Origin of the sequence: Dickeya sp. CFBP 2040, from assembly GCF_012273755.1 — a bacterium.
In the GTDB taxonomy this organism is placed as follows: domain Bacteria; phylum Pseudomonadota; class Gammaproteobacteria; order Enterobacterales; family Enterobacteriaceae; genus Dickeya; species Dickeya poaceiphila.
On sequence record NZ_JAAVXH010000034.1, the window covers coordinates 1 to 16,024 of the forward strand.

The 16,024-nt window shown below is 59.6% G+C and carries 15 protein-coding genes; 5 read left to right on the forward strand and 10 right to left on the reverse strand.

What is annotated here, in order from left to right; translation table 11 throughout:
* The 3 genes from Dpoa2040_RS05305 to Dpoa2040_RS05315 all read left to right on the forward strand — a co-directional run.
* The coding region (locus Dpoa2040_RS05305) for an ABC transporter permease (protein ID WP_168640545.1) at positions 1 to 287 on the forward strand (287 nt) is incomplete at its 5' end.
* A gap of 19 nt (positions 288 to 306) precedes the next feature.
* Positions 307 to 1,755: a TolC family protein gene (locus Dpoa2040_RS05310; protein ID WP_227983219.1), complete on the forward strand. Its 1,449-nt coding sequence runs from the start codon at positions 307 to 309 to the stop codon at positions 1,753 to 1,755.
* Positions 1,748 to 3,049, forward strand: a complete 1,302-nt coding sequence (locus Dpoa2040_RS05315; protein WP_168640546.1) for an HlyD family secretion protein — start codon at positions 1,748 to 1,750, stop codon at positions 3,047 to 3,049. Before Dpoa2040_RS05310 ends, Dpoa2040_RS05315 begins: the two co-directional genes overlap by 8 nt.
* Here the strand turns inward: Dpoa2040_RS05315 and Dpoa2040_RS05320 are convergent.
* The 9 genes from Dpoa2040_RS05320 to dgcN form a co-directional block, all read right to left on the reverse strand.
* Positions 3,025 to 3,999, reverse strand: a complete 975-nt coding sequence (locus tag Dpoa2040_RS05320) for an isoaspartyl peptidase/L-asparaginase family protein (RefSeq protein ID WP_168640547.1) — start codon at positions 3,997 to 3,999, stop codon at positions 3,025 to 3,027. The genes Dpoa2040_RS05315 and Dpoa2040_RS05320 overlap by 25 nt on opposite strands.
* Positions 4,000 to 4,029: 30 nt before the next feature.
* Positions 4,030 to 4,851, reverse strand: a complete 822-nt coding sequence (locus Dpoa2040_RS05325; protein ID WP_168640548.1) for a M55 family metallopeptidase — start codon at positions 4,849 to 4,851, stop codon at positions 4,030 to 4,032.
* 31 nt (positions 4,852 to 4,882) lie between these two features.
* Positions 4,883 to 5,938: a P1 family peptidase gene (locus Dpoa2040_RS05330; RefSeq protein WP_168640549.1), complete on the reverse strand. Its 1,056-nt coding sequence runs from the start codon at positions 5,936 to 5,938 to the stop codon at positions 4,883 to 4,885.
* Positions 5,939 to 5,949: 11 nt separating this feature from the next.
* On the reverse strand, positions 5,950 to 6,852 hold the full coding sequence (locus Dpoa2040_RS05335; protein WP_168640550.1) for an ABC transporter permease subunit: 903 nt from the start codon (positions 6,850 to 6,852) through the stop codon (positions 5,950 to 5,952).
* An 8-nt stretch (positions 6,853 to 6,860) separates the two neighbouring features.
* A complete protein-coding gene (locus Dpoa2040_RS05340) occupies positions 6,861 to 7,781 on the reverse strand; it encodes an ABC transporter permease (protein WP_168640551.1) in 921 nt (306 codons plus the stop codon).
* 17 nt (positions 7,782 to 7,798) lie between these two features.
* Positions 7,799 to 9,355: a glutathione ABC transporter substrate-binding protein gene (locus Dpoa2040_RS05345; protein ID WP_168640552.1), complete on the reverse strand. Its 1,557-nt coding sequence runs from the start codon at positions 9,353 to 9,355 to the stop codon at positions 7,799 to 7,801.
* 213 nt (positions 9,356 to 9,568) lie between these two features.
* Positions 9,569 to 11,467 carry an ABC transporter ATP-binding protein gene (locus Dpoa2040_RS05350; RefSeq protein WP_168640553.1) on the reverse strand — a complete coding sequence of 633 codons (1,899 nt, stop codon included), beginning with the start codon at positions 11,465 to 11,467 and terminating at the stop codon, positions 9,569 to 9,571.
* 20 nt (positions 11,468 to 11,487) lie between these two features.
* Positions 11,488 to 12,453, reverse strand: a complete 966-nt coding sequence (dgcA, locus tag Dpoa2040_RS05355) for an N-acetyl-D-Glu racemase DgcA (RefSeq protein WP_168640554.1) — start codon at positions 12,451 to 12,453, stop codon at positions 11,488 to 11,490.
* Positions 12,454 to 12,457: 4 nt separating this feature from the next.
* Complete coding sequence (dgcN, locus tag Dpoa2040_RS05360) at positions 12,458 to 13,465, reverse strand: N-acetyltransferase DgcN (protein ID WP_168640555.1); 1,008 nt, start codon at positions 13,463 to 13,465, stop codon at positions 12,458 to 12,460.
* A gap of 444 nt (positions 13,466 to 13,909) precedes the next feature.
* Here dgcN and rph point away from each other — a divergent pair, with 444 nt between their 5' ends.
* Positions 13,910 to 14,626, forward strand: coding sequence for a ribonuclease PH (gene rph / locus Dpoa2040_RS05365; RefSeq protein ID WP_042873467.1), 717 nt, complete (start codon positions 13,910 to 13,912; stop codon positions 14,624 to 14,626).
* Between the two features lie 111 nt (positions 14,627 to 14,737).
* Complete coding sequence (pyrE, locus tag Dpoa2040_RS05370; RefSeq protein WP_168640556.1) at positions 14,738 to 15,379, forward strand: orotate phosphoribosyltransferase; 642 nt, start codon at positions 14,738 to 14,740, stop codon at positions 15,377 to 15,379.
* Between the two features lie 48 nt (positions 15,380 to 15,427).
* On the opposite strand, the gene slmA is transcribed toward pyrE, so the two are convergent.
* Positions 15,428 to 16,024, reverse strand: coding sequence for a nucleoid occlusion factor SlmA (gene slmA, locus Dpoa2040_RS05375; protein WP_042873463.1), 597 nt, complete (start codon positions 16,022 to 16,024; stop codon positions 15,428 to 15,430).

Consider the following 16,024-nt stretch of genomic DNA (forward strand, 5'->3'; position numbering starts at 1 on the left):
AAATAGGAGTGCGAATGGCGTTGGGCGCCCGGCCCCGCGACATCGCCAGTCTGTTCCTGCTGGAAGCTGTCGCTCTGACTACCGCGGGGGCGCTGCTGGGTGCGCTGGCCGGAGTGGGGGTGGCCTGGCTGTTTGTGGTGGTTTCCGGCTGGGCGGGGTTTGTCTTTGCACCACTCTCGTTGTTATTGGGCGTGGGCAGCTCGGTGCTGGCTGGGCTGTTTTTTGGCCTGAATCCGGCGCTGTCGGCGGCCCGTCTGCAACCTGTCAGGGCGCTGCGTGATGAATAACGTGCGCCTGTTATCGCTGATGGTGTTGCTGACTGTTCCTGCAGGCTTTGCCGCGGCGGCCCTGAACCCGTCGCAGGCAACCCGTGCAGGCTCCTCGTCATTCTCAGCCAACGCTTTGCCGAATGCCCAGCGTATTGAACTGACACTCAGTGACGCGATCTATCTTGGGCTACGTGATAACCGCGCTATTCGCAGCGCCTACCTTGACCGGGTGGCGCAGAAATTTGATCTGCGGGTGGCTGAAGACCGTTTTACCCCCAAGCTGGCGCTCAGTGGCAGCTATTTGTCGGCGCGAAATCAGGCGGATAGTTATCGACAGGGCAGCCTGACGCCCACCTCCACCTTGCTTACGCCCTACGGTACGCGCATGAGCCTGGGCTGGACCGTACGCCATACGCAGGCGGATGTCGCCGGGGTATCGCGTAACGATGGCGCGAATATTTCCGTTATCCAGCCACTACTGCGTGGCGCAGGCCGGGATGTTGCCGCCGCGCCGGTGCGGCTGGCGCAACTGACGGAGCAGATGAACCGGCTGGGCCTGAAATCGACCGTCTCGCAGACGATCACCCAGGTCATCATCGCGTATCGTGATTTACTGCGGGCGCAAGAACAGGTGCAGATAGCACAGGATGCACTGGAACGGGCGCGGCAACTGCTGGATGTCAACCGGGCGATGATTGCCGCAGGCCGGATGGCGGAATTTGAGATAGTGCAAACCGAAGCCGAAGTCGCCACTCAGGAACTCAGTTATGAAGAGGCGCGTAATCAGCAGGAGACCAGCCGGCTGGCGCTATTGCAGTTGCTGGCTCTTGGCCTGAACACGCCGATTGTGGCGACGGATGCCATGCAGGCATCGCGTATTGATGTCGATGCCGCTCAGGCGCTCAGGCAGGCGCAGGCATCTCAGCCGACTTATCTGAGCCAATTGATTGGCGCGGAACAGGCTCAGATCAATCTGACGGTGGCGCGTAACGAGCGGTTGTGGGATGTGTCGCTGGTGGGGGGGCGCAGTCAGGTGAGCGACAGCAATACCGTGAGCGGCCATTCGCGCACCTGGGAAAACTATGTTGGGGTGCAGGTAGATATCCCGATTGGGGATATGAGCCGCCAGCAGGCGGATATTCAGGCACAGGTCAGGGTACGCAATCAGGCGTTGCAACTGGCAGAAGCGCGCCAGCAACTTGAGCGCGATGTGACTAACGCGGTCAGGGCTATCGGGGTGCGCTGGCGTCAGTTTGAAATCGCCCAGCGCGCTCGCGATTTGTCGCGCCGTAAGCTGGAAATAGAGCGGGAAAAGCTGACGGCTGGCCGCTCCAGCAACTTTCAGGTACTGAGTTTCGAAAACGATTTGCGCAATGCGGAAAATGCACGACTCAATGCGTTGATTAGCTACCTGAATGCGCAGGCGATGCTGGACCAAACGCTTGGCACCACACTGGAAAGTTGGGATATCGCGTTAAATGATTAAATTTTTGACACCTAAACAGTGGGCGCTGCCATCAGGCGGTATCGCAAGGTTCCTGACCATCCTGCTGGTGATCGTGCTGCTTGTTGTGCTCTGGTGGCGGTGGACGCCGCCGTCAGACTCAACGGCAACAGCGGCATCGGAACGCTGGATGCCCATTGCGCCACAGCGTCTGGAAACCCAGCTGGGTCTGGTCGGGCAAATTCAGGCGGCGACGCGCATCACGCTGACAGCCCCATTTGAAGGCGTGGTTCGTGAGGTGCGGGTACAAGAAGGGCAGCAGGTTGAGAAAGGACAAATCTTGCTGACGCTGGACCCGGCACAGCTGGTCATTCAGATGCGGCAGGCCGAGGCCGACGTACTGAAGGTGCAGCGCGAGGTACAACAATTACGCCAATGGGACAGCAGTACCGACGTGGCCCGTGCACGGCGTGCGTTAAGCCATGCCAGACAGTCGCTTAGCCAGACCGAGGCCAGTTTGCGTGATACGCAGGCGCTGTTCGCACGGGGTATTGTCGCTCGCATGGAGGTTGACACACTGATGCAGCAGGTGAGCACCCAGCGTCAGGATGTGATCAGCGCACAAGAAGAATTGACGGCGATACTGGCTCGTGGGCAGGGAGAAGAGCGCAAGATTGCCGAGATGGAGCTGCTTAACGCGCAGTCGCGTTATCAGACGCTGGAGGCGATGTATGCACGGCGTGACGTCGTCGCCCCGGTAGCGGGGTTTATTGTGCGAGCGGCCACGCCACAGAGCAACAAACCGATGATGGTACAACCGGGCATCGCGGTGACGCCGGGAGTCTCGCTGTTGACGGTTATCGGTCAGGATCACTTTGAGGTGCTGACGCGGGTAGAAGAAACGGATCTGCATCTGTTACGAGAAGGTATGCCAGTACAAATTAGCGGCGATGGTTTTGCCGGGCAGGTGCTGGATGGGCATATCGCTACTATCGCCATGCAGACCAACGCCACGGAAGGGCAAGGTACCGGAGCGTATTACGATGTGGTGGTTGCCATTGACAGTCCGCTGTCAGAACGCAGTCAGCCAGTGCGCCTTGGCATGAGCGCCCGGCTGGCGGTGATTTTGTATCGCAATGAGCAGGGGATTGCCGTTGCGCCACAGGCGATACAGACCGATGAACAGGGCCGGCGTTACGTACGTTATCGTGCAACGCCGCAGGCTGCTGTCGTCAACGTGCCCGTCACGCCTGGTCAGTCGGTGTTGCAGGGCGTGGAAATACAGGGTCTGGAAGCACAGGGGCTAACCGGTTATGTGCAGCTTCCTTCCCGGTAAATCCCCACTACCGCTTCCTCGCCGACGTAACCGTAGCCGCGGTACATGCCTTCGCTGTTGAACGGCAGTGCGATATTGCCCTGGTAGTCAACAGCGATAAGCCCGCCGCTACCGCCCAGCGCCAGCACTTTTTCCATCACGACCTTGTCAGCGGCCTGCGACAGCGGCAGATTGCCGTATTCCATCAGCGCCGAGACGTCATAGGCGGCGACGGTTCGCATAAACACCTCGCCGGTGCCGGTGCAGGAGACGGCGACGGTGCGGTTGTTGGCGTAGCAGCCGGCACCGATGATCGGCGAGTCGCCGACGCGCCCGGCGCGTTTGTTGGTCATGCCGCCAGTGGAGGTCGCCGCTGCCAGATTACCGGTGGCGTCCAGCGCCACGGCGCCGACCGTACCGAATTTGCGATCCGGATCGAGCGGATCGGCGCCCTGCGTCTGGTGTTCACCGTCGTGATCCAGCAGGATCTTTCCATCACCTGCCTGTGCTTTCAGCAACTGCTGGTAGCGTTCATCAGTAGAGAAAAAATCCGGCTCGACCATCTCCAGCCCTTGCTCACGGGCGAATGCTTCTGCGCCTTCTGCGGTGAACATCACGTGCGGACTGCACTCCAGCACCGCACGGGCTGCCAGAATCGGATTGCGGATGTGGTTAACCCCGGCGATGGCACCGGCGTCCAGCGAGCGGCCATCCATGATGCTGGCATCCAGTTCATGGGTGCCGAGGTGGGTAAACACGGCTCCTTTGCCGGCATTGAACAACGGGCACTCTTCCAGCAAACGTACGGCTTCGGTGACGGCATCCAGCGCGCTGCCGTTGGCAGCCAGAATCTCCTGCCCACAGGTGACAATCGCCTGCAACGTGGCGCGATAGCGTTGTTCTTTTTCGCTGTCCATCGCGGTGCGGCTGAGCGCACCCGCGCCGCCATGAATTACAATAACCGGTTTCATCCTGGATGTACTTCCTTAATGTTCAGGGCATTAATTCTGCGTGGTTGCCAGATAGGAAAAGGCGCCCAGAAGGCTGATGACTGGCGCGATGGTGGGCGACTGATAGCCCACGGTGACCGCGTCTTTGCGGATGACGCCCGGAATCAGGCAGAACAGGTCTGCCAGCACCGGTTTGGCGACCATCAGTTCCAGTTCATACGGCGGCTGCAAACGGGTAGTGGTTTCTTTATGCGCCTGTTGCACCGCTTGCGTCGCCGCCAGCCGGATAGCGTTGCGCGCGGCTTCCGGGCTGAGCGATTCTGCCGCGGTCTGAGAAATGGCGCGTTTCACGCAGGCGTAGTTGGCTGCCGGGTAGTAGCGGTTGATCCAGCTTTGCAGTGTGTCGTCGCCACTGACCAGCCACAGCGGGGTGTTGAGTTCAGCGCCAGCCGCGGCGTAGATGTCGCTTTCGCCCATCACTTCGCCGTTGATGCGCACCCGGTAGAACGCCCGGCCATTAATGGTGTGCGCCAGCACGCCATGTTCTCCGGCGGCGCTGTGGTAGCCGATAAACATCAGGCCATCGAATTGCTGCTGTTGCAGCCCTTCCACCATCGACAAACCGCGTGGTTTGCCCTGCACCAGCCGGGCGCGTGGGTCGATGTTTTCAGCGCGCAGGTTGGTCATGGCGGCATGGCTGTCGGCCACTACCACCTCGCTGGCGCCTCCGGCAAACGCGCCTTCGATGGCGGCGTTCACTTCCTGCTCCATCAGCCCGCGCGCGATCTGGTATTCCGGCGTGCCGGGGCTGCACTGTTCCGGGCGCATTACACCCGCGATACCTTCGATATCCGCAGAAATAAATACTTTCATGTCAGCGTCCTTATCGCCTGTTCTCAGGCGGTTATGCGAAATCTTGTGCCAGCCGGTCCAGTACCTGCGTCAGGGCCGGGCGATGGTGGCCGCGAAAACCGGTGACGGCCTCAGCCTGTAACAGCGCATCCAGCACCGCGTGTTCGGTAGCATCGGCGGCGGCGTTGAGCAGCGGTTCCAGCTGTGCGTCTTCCAGCGGCTGCGGCGTCGGTTGGGTAGAAAAGGCGACGGCGATATCGCCGGAGCCGTGACCCCAATAGCTGCCGAGCCGCCCCAGACCAGCACCGGCACGGCGGGCGATGCGGGTCAACTGGCGGGCATCAAGCGCGGCGTCGGTCGCCATAATAATGATGATGGAACCGGCATCGCGCTGGGGCGTCAGTTCCGGCAGCAGCGGCGCAATGGCTTCACCCACCTGCACGCCGTCTAACGTCAGGGCCGAAAGCGTGCCGAAATTGGCCAGTACCAGTACACCAAGGGTGGCGTTCAGCGCGGGAATCCGCCGGGAGGCGGTGCCGATGCCGCCTTTGAGCGCGAAGCAGCTCATGCCGCGCCCGGCGCCGACGCTGCCGCGGGCGAAATCCGCCGTGGCGCTATCCAGCGCCGCGCGTGCCATCGCTTCGGTCACCGCCAGCGCCTGAATGTCGTTAAGCCAGCCGTCGTTGCACTCCAGCGCCAGCGGATTGACGGTCGGCAAACGGCGGCCCAGTTCGGGATTGCGGCCAATCGCGTCGCGCACCAGCGTGGTGAACAGTGTGCCGACTGACAGGGTGTTGCTGAGCAGGATGGGGGTTTGTAATTGTCCCAGTTCTTCAATCTGCACCAGCCCTACCGGTTTGGCGAAGCCGTTGAGCACCGCCGCGCTGCAGGGCAACGGTTGTGTAAACAGGTTGTCGCTGTTCGGCAGGATGGCGGTGACGCCGGTCTGAATCTCGCCCTCGGCCAGAGTAGCATGGCCGACCCGCACGCCGGGTACGTCGCTCAGGCGATTATGCGGGCCGCAGGGCAGGCGCGGCGTGCCGAGTTGCCGCTCTGTCCGCCAGCGTTGCAGCAGCGGTATCAGTTGCGCCTGTTGATAAGGTGTCATGGTCTTTTCGCTTAGCTTTTTAGTTTCGGGTCCAGCGTGTCGCGCAGCGCATCGCCCAGCAGGTTAAAGGCCAGCACGGTGCAGAAAATAGCTAAACCGGGGAATACGCTGACGTGCCATTGGCCTGCCATCATCATGCTGCGGCTCATCGCCAGAATGTTGCCCCATTCGGGCACGTCCGGCTCTGGTCCCAGACCAATGAAACTCAGCCCGGCGGCGGTCAGGATGCTGGTGCCGATACGCATGGTGAAATACACAATCACATTCGGCAGCGTACCCGGCAGAATATGACGCAGCAGAATCACCCGGTCCGGCGCGCCGGCACAGCGCACCGCTTCAACATAAGCCGCCTGCTTGAGCGATAACGTAGAGGCGCGCACGATGCGGGCGAATACCGGCACACTGAACACCGCTACCGCAATAATCACGTTATTGAGACCGGGGCCGAGGATTGCCACCACCGCAATCGCCAGCAACATACCGGGAAAAGCGAACAGCACGTCGCAGCCGCGCATGATCAGCATGTCGATACTGCGGCCATAATAGCCCGCCAGTAAACCGAGGGCGATGCCCACCAGCATCCCTAGCGTGACCGAGATGATGCCGATGTAAAGCGAAATGCGTGCGCCGTAAATAATGCGGCTCATCACGTCGCGGCCCAAATCGTCGGTGCCCATCCAGTGGTCGGCGGAAGGCGCTGCGCCGAGCGCCATCCAGTCCGGCTCCATTGGGTTCCACGGTGCCAGCCAGGGGGCGAACACCGCAACGAGCACCAGCAATAGAGCAAAACCGCCGGAGGCCAGCGCCATCGGGTTACGGATAAACGCGTGCAGAAAATCGCGCCACGGTGAACGAATCGCGTTGTCGTTCAGGGCGGAAAAGGTCGCCGCGGTCGGCTCTTGAGAAGTGTTCATCGCAGCTCCTAACGCAGACGAATGGCCGGGTTCACCACGGCGTACAGCAGGTCAACCAGCAGATTAATCAGGATAAATTCAAACACGAACAGCATCACCAGCGCCTGAATCACCGGTTGATCCTGCGTTTTGATGGACTCTATCAACAACCAGCCTAGCCCCGGCCAGTTGAATACGCTTTCCACCACAATCGAGCCGCCCAGCAGAAAACCGAACTGCAACCCAAGCATGGTGATAACCGGAATCAGCGCATTGCGCATCACGTGTTTCCAGACGATCAGCCGCTGACGCAGCCCTTTGGCGCGGGCGGTGCGGACATAATCTTCCTGCATCACTTCCAGAAACGCCGAGCGGGTAAAGCGCGCCATCACGGCGGCCACCGAGGCCCCCAGCGTCAGCGCCGGCAGAATGATGTCGGCGGGTTTGTTGTAACCGCTGACGGAGAACACGCCGAACGGCATGGCGACGAATTGGATTAATAGCAGGCCGAGCCAGAACGGCGGCATTGAGATGCCGCCTACGGCCAGGCTCATCAGTGACCAGTCCTGCCATTTGCCGCGTTTAAGGGCGGCAAACACGCCGATCAGCAGGCCGAGGATCACCGACCAGACGAAACCAGCCAGCGCCAGCCACAGTGTCGGCATAAAACTTTTCTGGATGACGCTCAACACCGGCTGCTGGGTACGGTAGGTGATACCAAGATCACCGTGTACCAACCCGGCCAGCCAGTTGAGGTACTGCTGCGGCAGCGGATCGTTCAACCCCAAACGCTCACGGGCGGCTTCCACCGCCTCGATGGGGGCGTCAGGGCCGGCATAGATCCGTGCCGGGTCACCCGGCAACAGCTTGATAAAACCGAACACCAACAGGGAGATCACCAGCAAAACCGGGATCATTTCCAGCAAACGTCGGACGATATAAGCAAACATGGCGATCCCCTGTGCGATTACTTGAACTCAGCCTGATCGAAGATCAGCGAACCGTCCGCCAGCATGTAAACGCCAGACAGATTTTTCACTTTACCCACCAGGTTGTCCGGCACGCCCAGGAACACCACCGGCGCGTCTTTCCAGATCAGTTTCTGAGCATCGGCATACGCGGCGGCGCGTTTGCTGTTATCCGAGGTCGCCAGACCGGCGACGATAGCCTTGTCCACATCCGGGTTGCTGTAGTAAGAGACGTTGTAAGCTTTCGGCACCCAGGATTCTGTCGCGAACAGTGGACGCAGCGCCCAGTCGGCATCACCGGTAGACGGTGACCAGCCGCCGTAGTACAAGTCGAATTCAGCCTGTTTGGGGTCTTTCACGCCGAACAGTTTTTCGTTGCGTGCGCCGGAGTCCATTGGGGTGACGGTGACTTTAATACCGACCTGCTCCAACTGCTGTTTGAAGAACTGGGCGCTGCGAATATAGTCGGTACGGTTGGTGGTCCACAGTTTCAGTTCCAGCCCTTTTTCGTAACCGGCCTCTTTCAACAGTTCCTTCGCTTTAGCGGGGCTATAGCTATAGTTCGGCTCGCTCTGGCTGGCAAAGAACTGTACGCGCGGCGCCATGGCAGAGGCGGCAGGCAGGCCCATGCCGGCAAAACCGACTTTCAGCCAGATAGTACGGTTGATGGCGAAGTTCAACGCCTGACGTACCCGCACATCACTCAGTGGTCCGTGCTGGGTGTTGATAGCCATATAGAACAGATAGATGCTGGGGTCACGCTGGATAGCCAGTTTGGCGTCATCTTCAACGGTTTTTACCAGATCGGACGGCAGCGGATAGATAGCGTCGGACTGGCCGGATTTCAGCGATGCGACGCGGGTGGCGTCTTCCGGCGACGGGTAGAAGGTGACGTTATCAACTTTCGGCCAGCCTTTCTGCCAGTAGTTGTCGTATTTGGTCAGTTTGACGTCTTTGCCCTGTTGCCATTCGACAAACTTGAACGGACCGGTGCCGACCGGGTGTACGCGCAACTGGGTTTCGTCCGGGTACTGTTGCAACGCCGCCGGGCTGTGCATCACCGCAGACGGGTGCGCCAGGGTGTTGATAAACGCACCGAAGGATTTATTCAGCTCGATTTTTACCTGTGTCGGCGACAACACCGTCACGTTCTTGATCATATTGAACAGGCTGTTGCGCTTGAGTCCTTTGCTCTGGTCAGCCAGACGGTCAAGGTTGGCTTTTACCGCGTCGGCGTTGAACGGCGTACCGTCCTGAAAGGTCACGCCCTCGCGCAGCGTGATGGTGTATTCAGTGGCATCGGCGTTGCCGGTGTAACCGGTCGCCAGTTGCGGCACCAGTTTCATCTGCTCATCGAACTGGAACAGACGTTCGAAGATGCCGCTCTGGATGGAGTAGCTCAGGGTATCCGAGGTGTCGTGCGGGTCCAGCCCGGTGATGTCGGCATAGATGGAAATGCGCAGATCCTGAGCCTGAGCCGCAGCGGCCAGACACAATGACAGCCCCAGTGCGACGGCGGAACGACGTGAAGTTACTGCGGGTAGTAACGATTTCATGGTGTCTCCTGTAAATGGTGTGTGTTGCTGGTTGTTGTGCTGCTTTCGGTTATTGTTTTTATTACTGGTTTTTTATTACTGCTTAATTTTCATCACGATCAGTACATTGCTGACGCGATGACTGCCCACGGGCAGTGAGGTGTCCCTGGTGTTGGACGGTATTACGGTTTACTACTTACCTGGTTCACTAATTACTCGGTTCACTACTTATTACTACGGTTTACTGCTACTGACGGATGGCTCAAGCCCGGCTTCACTTACCCAATGGTGCGGAGCGACTTCGCGGTAACGTGCTTTTTCTACCACCTCGTTCGCCTTGCGCAGCGGCGAGGGGATTTCGCTGTCGTCCAGCTCGCGTGTATAGCGGCGGCCTGGGTCGGCTATCGGCACCGACGCCAGCAGGCGTCGGGTATACGGATGCTGCGGGTTGTTGAACACCGACTGGCGCGGGCCGATTTCCACAATCTGACCGAGGTACATCACCGCTACGCGGTTGGCGATGCGTTCCACCACCGCCATGTCGTGGGAGATGAAAATCCACGACACGCCGGTCTTCTGCTGTAAATCCATCATCAGGTTGACCACCTGCGCCTGAATCGACACATCGAGCGCCGATACCGCTTCATCGGCAATGATCACCTGAGGGTGCAGCGCCATGGCACGGGCGATGGCGATACGCTGGCGCTGGCCGCCGGAAAATTCGTGCGGATAACGTTGCGCGTGTTCCGGTTGCAGACCGACGCTTTTCAGCAGCGCCTGCACCTGTGGCGTGGCCTCTTCCAGCGATTTCACTAGCCCGTGCAGCAGCAGCGGCTCGGCGATGGTGAAGCCGACGGTCAGACGCGGGTTGAGCGAGGCATAGGGGTCCTGAAACACCATCTGCATTTTGCGGCGCAGCGGCTGGAAATCGCGGTTGTGCAGGCCAGCAATCTCCTGCCCGTCAAACAACAGGTTATCGGTCTGGCTTTCCACCAGACGCAACAATGCCCGCCCGGTGGTGGATTTGCCGCAGCCGGATTCGCCGACGATCGCCAGCGTTTCCCCCGGCCAGACGGCGAAATCAATTTGCTCCACCGCATGTACCCGATGAGTGACGGAAGAGAGAATGCCGCTGCGTATCGGGTAGTACACTTTCAGGCTACGGATATCGAGCAGCGGCGGGGCGTCATAACGTGCGGTCATGTGATCCGGCTCTGCCGTCGCGTTTTGCTGTCCCAGCAGTGGGAAGCGCTTAGGCCAGGCGCTGTTGCGCATATCGCCCAGTCGAGGCACCGCTGCCAACAGTGCCTTGGTGTAGTCGTGCTGTGGGCGGTTGAAAATCTCCTCGACCGTGCCCTGTTCCACCACCTCGCCGCGGTACATCACCACCACACGGTCAGCGATTTCCGCCACCACGCCCATATCGTGGGTGATGAACAACACCGACATGTTGCTCTGGCGTTGCAGGTCGCGCAGGATTTGCAGGATGCGCGCCTGCACCGTCACATCCAGCGCGGTGGTGGGTTCGTCGGCGATCAGTAACTGCGGGTCGCAGGCCAGCGCCTGAGCAATCATCACCCGTTGACGCATCCCGCCGGACAGCGAGTGCGGGTGGCTGTTCATCACCCGGTCGATGTCGGCGATGCGCACTTTGCGCAGCAGCTCGCGTGCTTTACGGTCGGCGCTGGCGGCATCGCACATCTGGTGGTCCAGCAGCGCCTCGGTGAGTTGATCGCCCACCTTCAGCACCGGGTTGAGCGAGGTCATCGGCTCCTGAAAGATCATCGCCATGTCGCGGCCACGCAGGCGGCGACGAGCGTCGTCCTTCAGGGTCAGCAGATCGTGGCGGCGGCCAGAACTATCGGTAAAGCGGATGCCGCCACGTTCAATGCGGGCAGACGCCGCCAGCAGCCCCATGACCGTCAGCGAGGTGACCGACTTGCCGGAACCGCTCTCGCCGACCACGGCGACCACTTCCCCTTTGTTGAGGCTGAAAGAGACGCCCTTGAGCGCCAGATGGGTGCCGGAGCGACCGCTGAAGCTAACGCTCAGGTCGTCTATCTCCAGCACCGGTTGCGGTGCCGGGTTGGACACGGTCGCCGCCGGGATTGCGGTTGAGGTGGTATCCGTCATGGTCACTCCGGTAGGTTCTGTCACAGCCAGATGCGGCCACGTTTATAGGTCAGGTACGGTGAACTGTCGGCTGCCAGCCAGATAGGGCCGTCCAGGTCAACGTGTTCAGCCGCCAGCGCCACCGGCATGGCGGCTTCCATTGCCAGCGAGGAGCCGAGCATACAGCCCACCATGATGCGCAGGCCGTACTGACGCGCCTGTGTCACCATCGCCAGCGCTTCGGTCAGCCCGCCGCACTTGTCCAGCTTGATGTTGATCATCTCGTAGCGGTCGCACAGCGCGGCAATGTCGCCACGGTGGTGGCAGCTTTCGTCGGCGCACACCGGAAGGGCGTGTTTAAAGGCCGCCAGCGCACTGTCTTGCCCGGCGGGCAGCGGCTGTTCCACCATGGCGATGCGATACGCGGCCAGCTGATGCAACAGCGGTTCCAGCGCCAGTCCACCCCAGGCTTCGTTGGCATCGACAATCAGCGTCACGTCGGGCGCGGACTGGCGAATCGCCGCCACTTTTTCCAGAATCTGTTCCCGGTCGAGTTTGATTTTCAGCAGCAGCGCGCCACGAGAAACCGCTTCTTTGGCGGCGTTCGCCATGTTTTCCACGCTGTCGAGACTCAGGGTTTCAGCGGTAATGATCGACTGCGGCGGCTCAATGGCGAGGTGCTGCCACAGCGTTTGTCTGGCAAGCGCAGCATTGAGCCGCCACAGGGCGCAGTCCAACGCATTACGCGCCGATCCCGGCGGCAACGACTGTTGCAGTGCTTCCAGACCAATGCCGTTTTCCACCGCCTGACGTACGTTTTCCAACTGGCGCGTCACGCTGTCGGCGGTTTCCTGATAGTGCGCCGTAGGAGTGCATTCCCCCCGGCCAATAAAGCCGTGTTCTTCCAGCGTGACTCGCACCACAGTAACTGCGGTACGGGTGCCGCGGGAAATGGCGAACGGACGGGCCAGCGGCAGTTCTACGGTTTCAATTTGCATCTGTCGCATCGGGTTATCCCTGGGTTTTCAGCAGCGTCGCAATCTCATCGATACCGAAGCGGATCGGATCGGTGGCGGGAACGCCGAAGCGCTCGCTCAGTCCACGACAGTAATCACGCGCTGCCTGTTCGCCATAGTTGGAGGTGTTGATGGCGAAACCGGCCAGTTGCACATCCGGGTTGGTGACGCGGGCGGCACGCAGGCAGGCGTCCACACACTCATCCAGTTCCACCATCGGTTGATGGGGCAGGTGACGCATGTGCGGACGTCCCATTTCGTGGCACATCACCAGCCAGTGCGGCTGGGCACCGTGGATAAGACCGGTGGTTACCCCGGCGTAGGACGGGTGAAACAGCGACCCTTGACCTTCAACGATATCCCAATGGTCGTCGTCGTTGGCAGGAGACAGCGCTTCCGCCGCACCGGCGATAAAATCGGCGATCACCGCGTCAATGGCGATGCCGTCGCCTGCAACCAGCACCCCGGTTTGACCGGTGGCACGGAAATCCGCCTTCATCCCCTGCGCACGCATGGCGGCTTCCAGCGCCAGCGAGGTGTACATTTTGCCAACCGAGCAGTCGGTGCCGACGGTCAGTACACGTTTACCGCTGCGCTTCTTGCCGCTGCCGACGGTCAGTTCCGGGCGCATATGCCGAATATCGAACAGTTGTACCTGATGTTGTTCCGCCAGCGCCTGTAATCCGGGCACGTCTGTCAGCCGCTGGTGCAAACCGTTGGCGACGTTCATACCGGCTTCGATGGCGGTGCGCACGGTATCCAGCCAGTGTGGCGGCAGGAAACCACCGGCATTGGCGGTGCCCAGCACCAGCGTTTTGGCGCCACGCGCCGTGGCCGCTGGAATATCCAGATCATCAAGCCCCAGCGACACCGTGCTGCCCGGTAGACGCAACTGCCCTACGCACTGTTCGGGGCGCCAGGTGTGAATGCCGCGTGCCGTTTTCACCGCCAGTGGATCGGTCACGTCGCCAAGAAAAAGCAGGTAAGGTTGTGGAATCAGCATGATGTTTTTATCCGGTGGTTGCAGAGTGGTTGCATAAAAAGAGATGTCTAAGACTATTCCACGATGATTTTTTCCTGACGAATGCTTGTTTATGGGTAGGGTATAACTTTAGGGTATGGGTTTTGTTTTTCTAATATATTGTTATTTAATGGTTATTTATGAAAAACAGGCGAAGGGTATACCGGTGGGTTATGTCGCAGCAGTCAGATCAAAATCTTTTGTATTGACGGAAAAGCCCGACGGTGGCCGTGTTTAAAAGGCCATCAGCCGTATCGCCACCTGGCGCGTCGGGTGTTACGTGTCTGAAAATCAGGAAGGGCGGCATTACCGCCGCGACGCTGCCGGAAAAAGTGATGAAGTTTTAATCGTGACGGGCGGGTAGGCAGGGCAGGGGGAAGACCGTATAATGCGCGCCAGTTTAATGAACCTGCCCGGAGACGATCCATGCGCCCAACAGGCCGAAGTGCCCAGCAAATTCGCCCTCTCACATTAACCCGTCATTACACCAAACATGCTGAAGGATCGGTGCTGGTGGAGTTTGGCGATACCAAGGTGTTGTGCAACGCCACAGTGGAAGAAGGGGTACCGCGTTTTCTGAAAGGCCAGGGACAAGGCTGGATTACCGCTGAATACGGTATGCTGCCGCGTTCTACCCATAGCCGTAATGCCCGCGAAGCGGCGAAAGGCAAACAGGGGGGCCGCACGCTGGAAATTCAGCGTCTGATCGCCCGTTCGCTGCGCGCCGCCGTGGACCTGAACAAGCTGGGTGAATACACCATTACGCTGGATTGCGATGTGTTGCAGGCCGATGGCGGCACCCGCACCGCATCCATCACCGGCGCCTGTGTAGCGCTGGCCGATGCGTTAAATGGCATGGTGGCCAGCGGCAAGCTGAAAGCCAGCCCGCTGAAAGGCATGGTGGCGGCGGTATCGGTCGGGATCGTCAATGGCGAAGCGGTGTGCGACCTGGAATACGTGGAAGACTCCGCCGCAGAAACCGACATGAATGTGGTGATGACCGAAGATGGCCGCATCATTGAGGTGCAGGGCACTGCCGAGGGCGAACCATTCAGCCACGACGAGTTGTTATCGTTACTGGCGCTGGCGCGTCAGGGCATCGGCGATATTGTCAATGCGCAGAAGGCCGTGCTGGCTAACTGATTTTTCAAAGCGACCCCGGTGGTCGCTTTTTTATGCCATCATTTTTTATGCTATGTCGTCAGGAAGGCGGACGTTATCCTGCCTTCCGGCGTCGTTACAGGAGAGGGAGCCATGAAAGCCTACCAGCGCCAGTTTATCGAATTCGCACTCAGCAAGCAGGTGTTGAAATTCGGCGAATTTACCCTGAAATCCGGGCGCATCAGTCCCTATTTCTTCAATGCCGGGTTATTTAATACCGGGCGCGATCTGGCGTTGCTGGGGCGCTTTTATGCCGAGGCTTTGATGGATGCCGATGTCGAATTCGACGTATTGTTCGGCCCTGCCTACAAGGGAATTCCGATTGCCACCACCACCGCGGTGGCGTTGGCGGAGCACCATGACCGTGATGTGCCCTACTGCTTTAACCGTAAAGAGGCCAAGGATCATGGCGAAGGCGGCAGTCTGGTCGGTAGTCCGCTGAAAGGCCGCATCATGCTGGTGGACGATGTGATTACCGCCGGAACCGCCATTCGTGAGTCGATGGAGATCATTGCTGCACAGGGCGCAACGCTTGCGGGCGTGCTGATAGCACTGGACAGACAGGAGTGCGGTCGTGGTGAATTGTCTGCGATTCAGGAAGTGGAGCGTGATTACCAGTGCAACGTGACGTCGATTATCACGCTGGGCGATCTGATTGCCTGGCTGGCGGAGAAGCCGGAAATGGCCGCGCATCTGGACGCGGTGCAGGCCTATCGCGCACAATTCGGCGTGTAACATGCAAGGCGTGGAGTAAGCGGCGTGGCGATTTGCCACGCAGTGCGTTTACTGAAGCTGGGCGGCCAGCAGCGGCCAGCGGATATCGAAGTCCTGTGTGGGCAGGGTGCGGAACTCTGAGCGGATAAAGCGCGAGAGTATGCCCTCGCAGTACGCCAGCAACTGGCTGGCCAGCAGCGTTTCGTCATGGCGGAACGCTGCGCCGCCGCGTAGTTTGTGTTCGCGCAGTACCTGACGCAGTTGAGATTCGATGCGGTCAAACAACTGGTTTATGCGGCCTTGCAAGCGGTCCTGTTCGAACATCAGCGCATGGCCGGTGATAATGCGCGTTAAACCGGGATTTTTCTCCGCAAAGCCGAGAATCAGCAACAAAATCAGTCGCAGCCGGTTAAAGGTGTCTTTTTCATCCTGCAGAATCAGGTTGATGCGGGTGGTCAGGCTGTCTTCAATAAATTCGATCAGGCTGTCAAACATCCGCGTTTTGCTGGGAAAATGCCGATAAAGCGCGGCTTCTGAAACGCCGACGGTGGCGGCCAGCTTGGCGGTGGTGATGCGTTGACTGCCGTCGCTGGATTCCAGCATCTGCGCCAGAGCCTGCAGAATTTCCTCGCGACGATTCCTTTTCGTATTTTCTTTCTCTGCCAT

Bases quoted from the DNA above. Each gene is read 5' to 3' on its own strand.
- Dpoa2040_RS05315 (WP_168640546.1), top strand. From the start codon at position 1,748: ATGATTAAATTTTTGACACCTAAACAGTGGGCGCTGCCATCAGGCGGT.
- pyrE (WP_168640556.1), top strand. From the start codon at position 14,738: ATGAAAGCCTACCAGCGCCAGTTTATCGAATTCGCACTCAGCAAGCAG.
- Dpoa2040_RS05310 (WP_227983219.1), top strand. From the start codon at position 307: ATGGTGTTGCTGACTGTTCCTGCAGGCTTTGCCGCGGCGGCCCTGAAC.
- Dpoa2040_RS05340 (WP_168640551.1), bottom strand. From the start codon at position 7,781: ATGTTTGCTTATATCGTCCGACGTTTGCTGGAAATGATCCCGGTTTTG.
- Dpoa2040_RS05335 (WP_168640550.1), bottom strand. From the start codon at position 6,852: ATGAACACTTCTCAAGAGCCGACCGCGGCGACCTTTTCCGCCCTGAAC.
- Dpoa2040_RS05330 (WP_168640549.1), bottom strand. From the start codon at position 5,938: ATGACACCTTATCAACAGGCGCAACTGATACCGCTGCTGCAACGCTGG.
- Dpoa2040_RS05345 (WP_168640552.1), bottom strand. From the start codon at position 9,355: ATGAAATCGTTACTACCCGCAGTAACTTCACGTCGTTCCGCCGTCGCA.
- dgcN (WP_168640555.1), bottom strand. From the start codon at position 13,465: ATGCTGATTCCACAACCTTACCTGCTTTTTCTTGGCGACGTGACCGAT.
- slmA (WP_042873463.1), bottom strand. From the start codon at position 16,024: ATGGCAGAGAAAGAAAATACGAAAAGGAATCGTCGCGAGGAAATTCTG.
- Dpoa2040_RS05320 (WP_168640547.1), bottom strand. From the start codon at position 3,999: ATGAAACCGGTTATTGTAATTCATGGCGGCGCGGGTGCGCTCAGCCGC.
- rph (WP_042873467.1), top strand. From the start codon at position 13,910: ATGCGCCCAACAGGCCGAAGTGCCCAGCAAATTCGCCCTCTCACATTA.
- dgcA (WP_168640554.1), bottom strand. From the start codon at position 12,453: ATGCGACAGATGCAAATTGAAACCGTAGAACTGCCGCTGGCCCGTCCG.
- Dpoa2040_RS05325 (WP_168640548.1), bottom strand. From the start codon at position 4,851: ATGAAAGTATTTATTTCTGCGGATATCGAAGGTATCGCGGGTGTAATG.
- Dpoa2040_RS05350 (WP_168640553.1), bottom strand. From the start codon at position 11,467: ATGACGGATACCACCTCAACCGCAATCCCGGCGGCGACCGTGTCCAAC.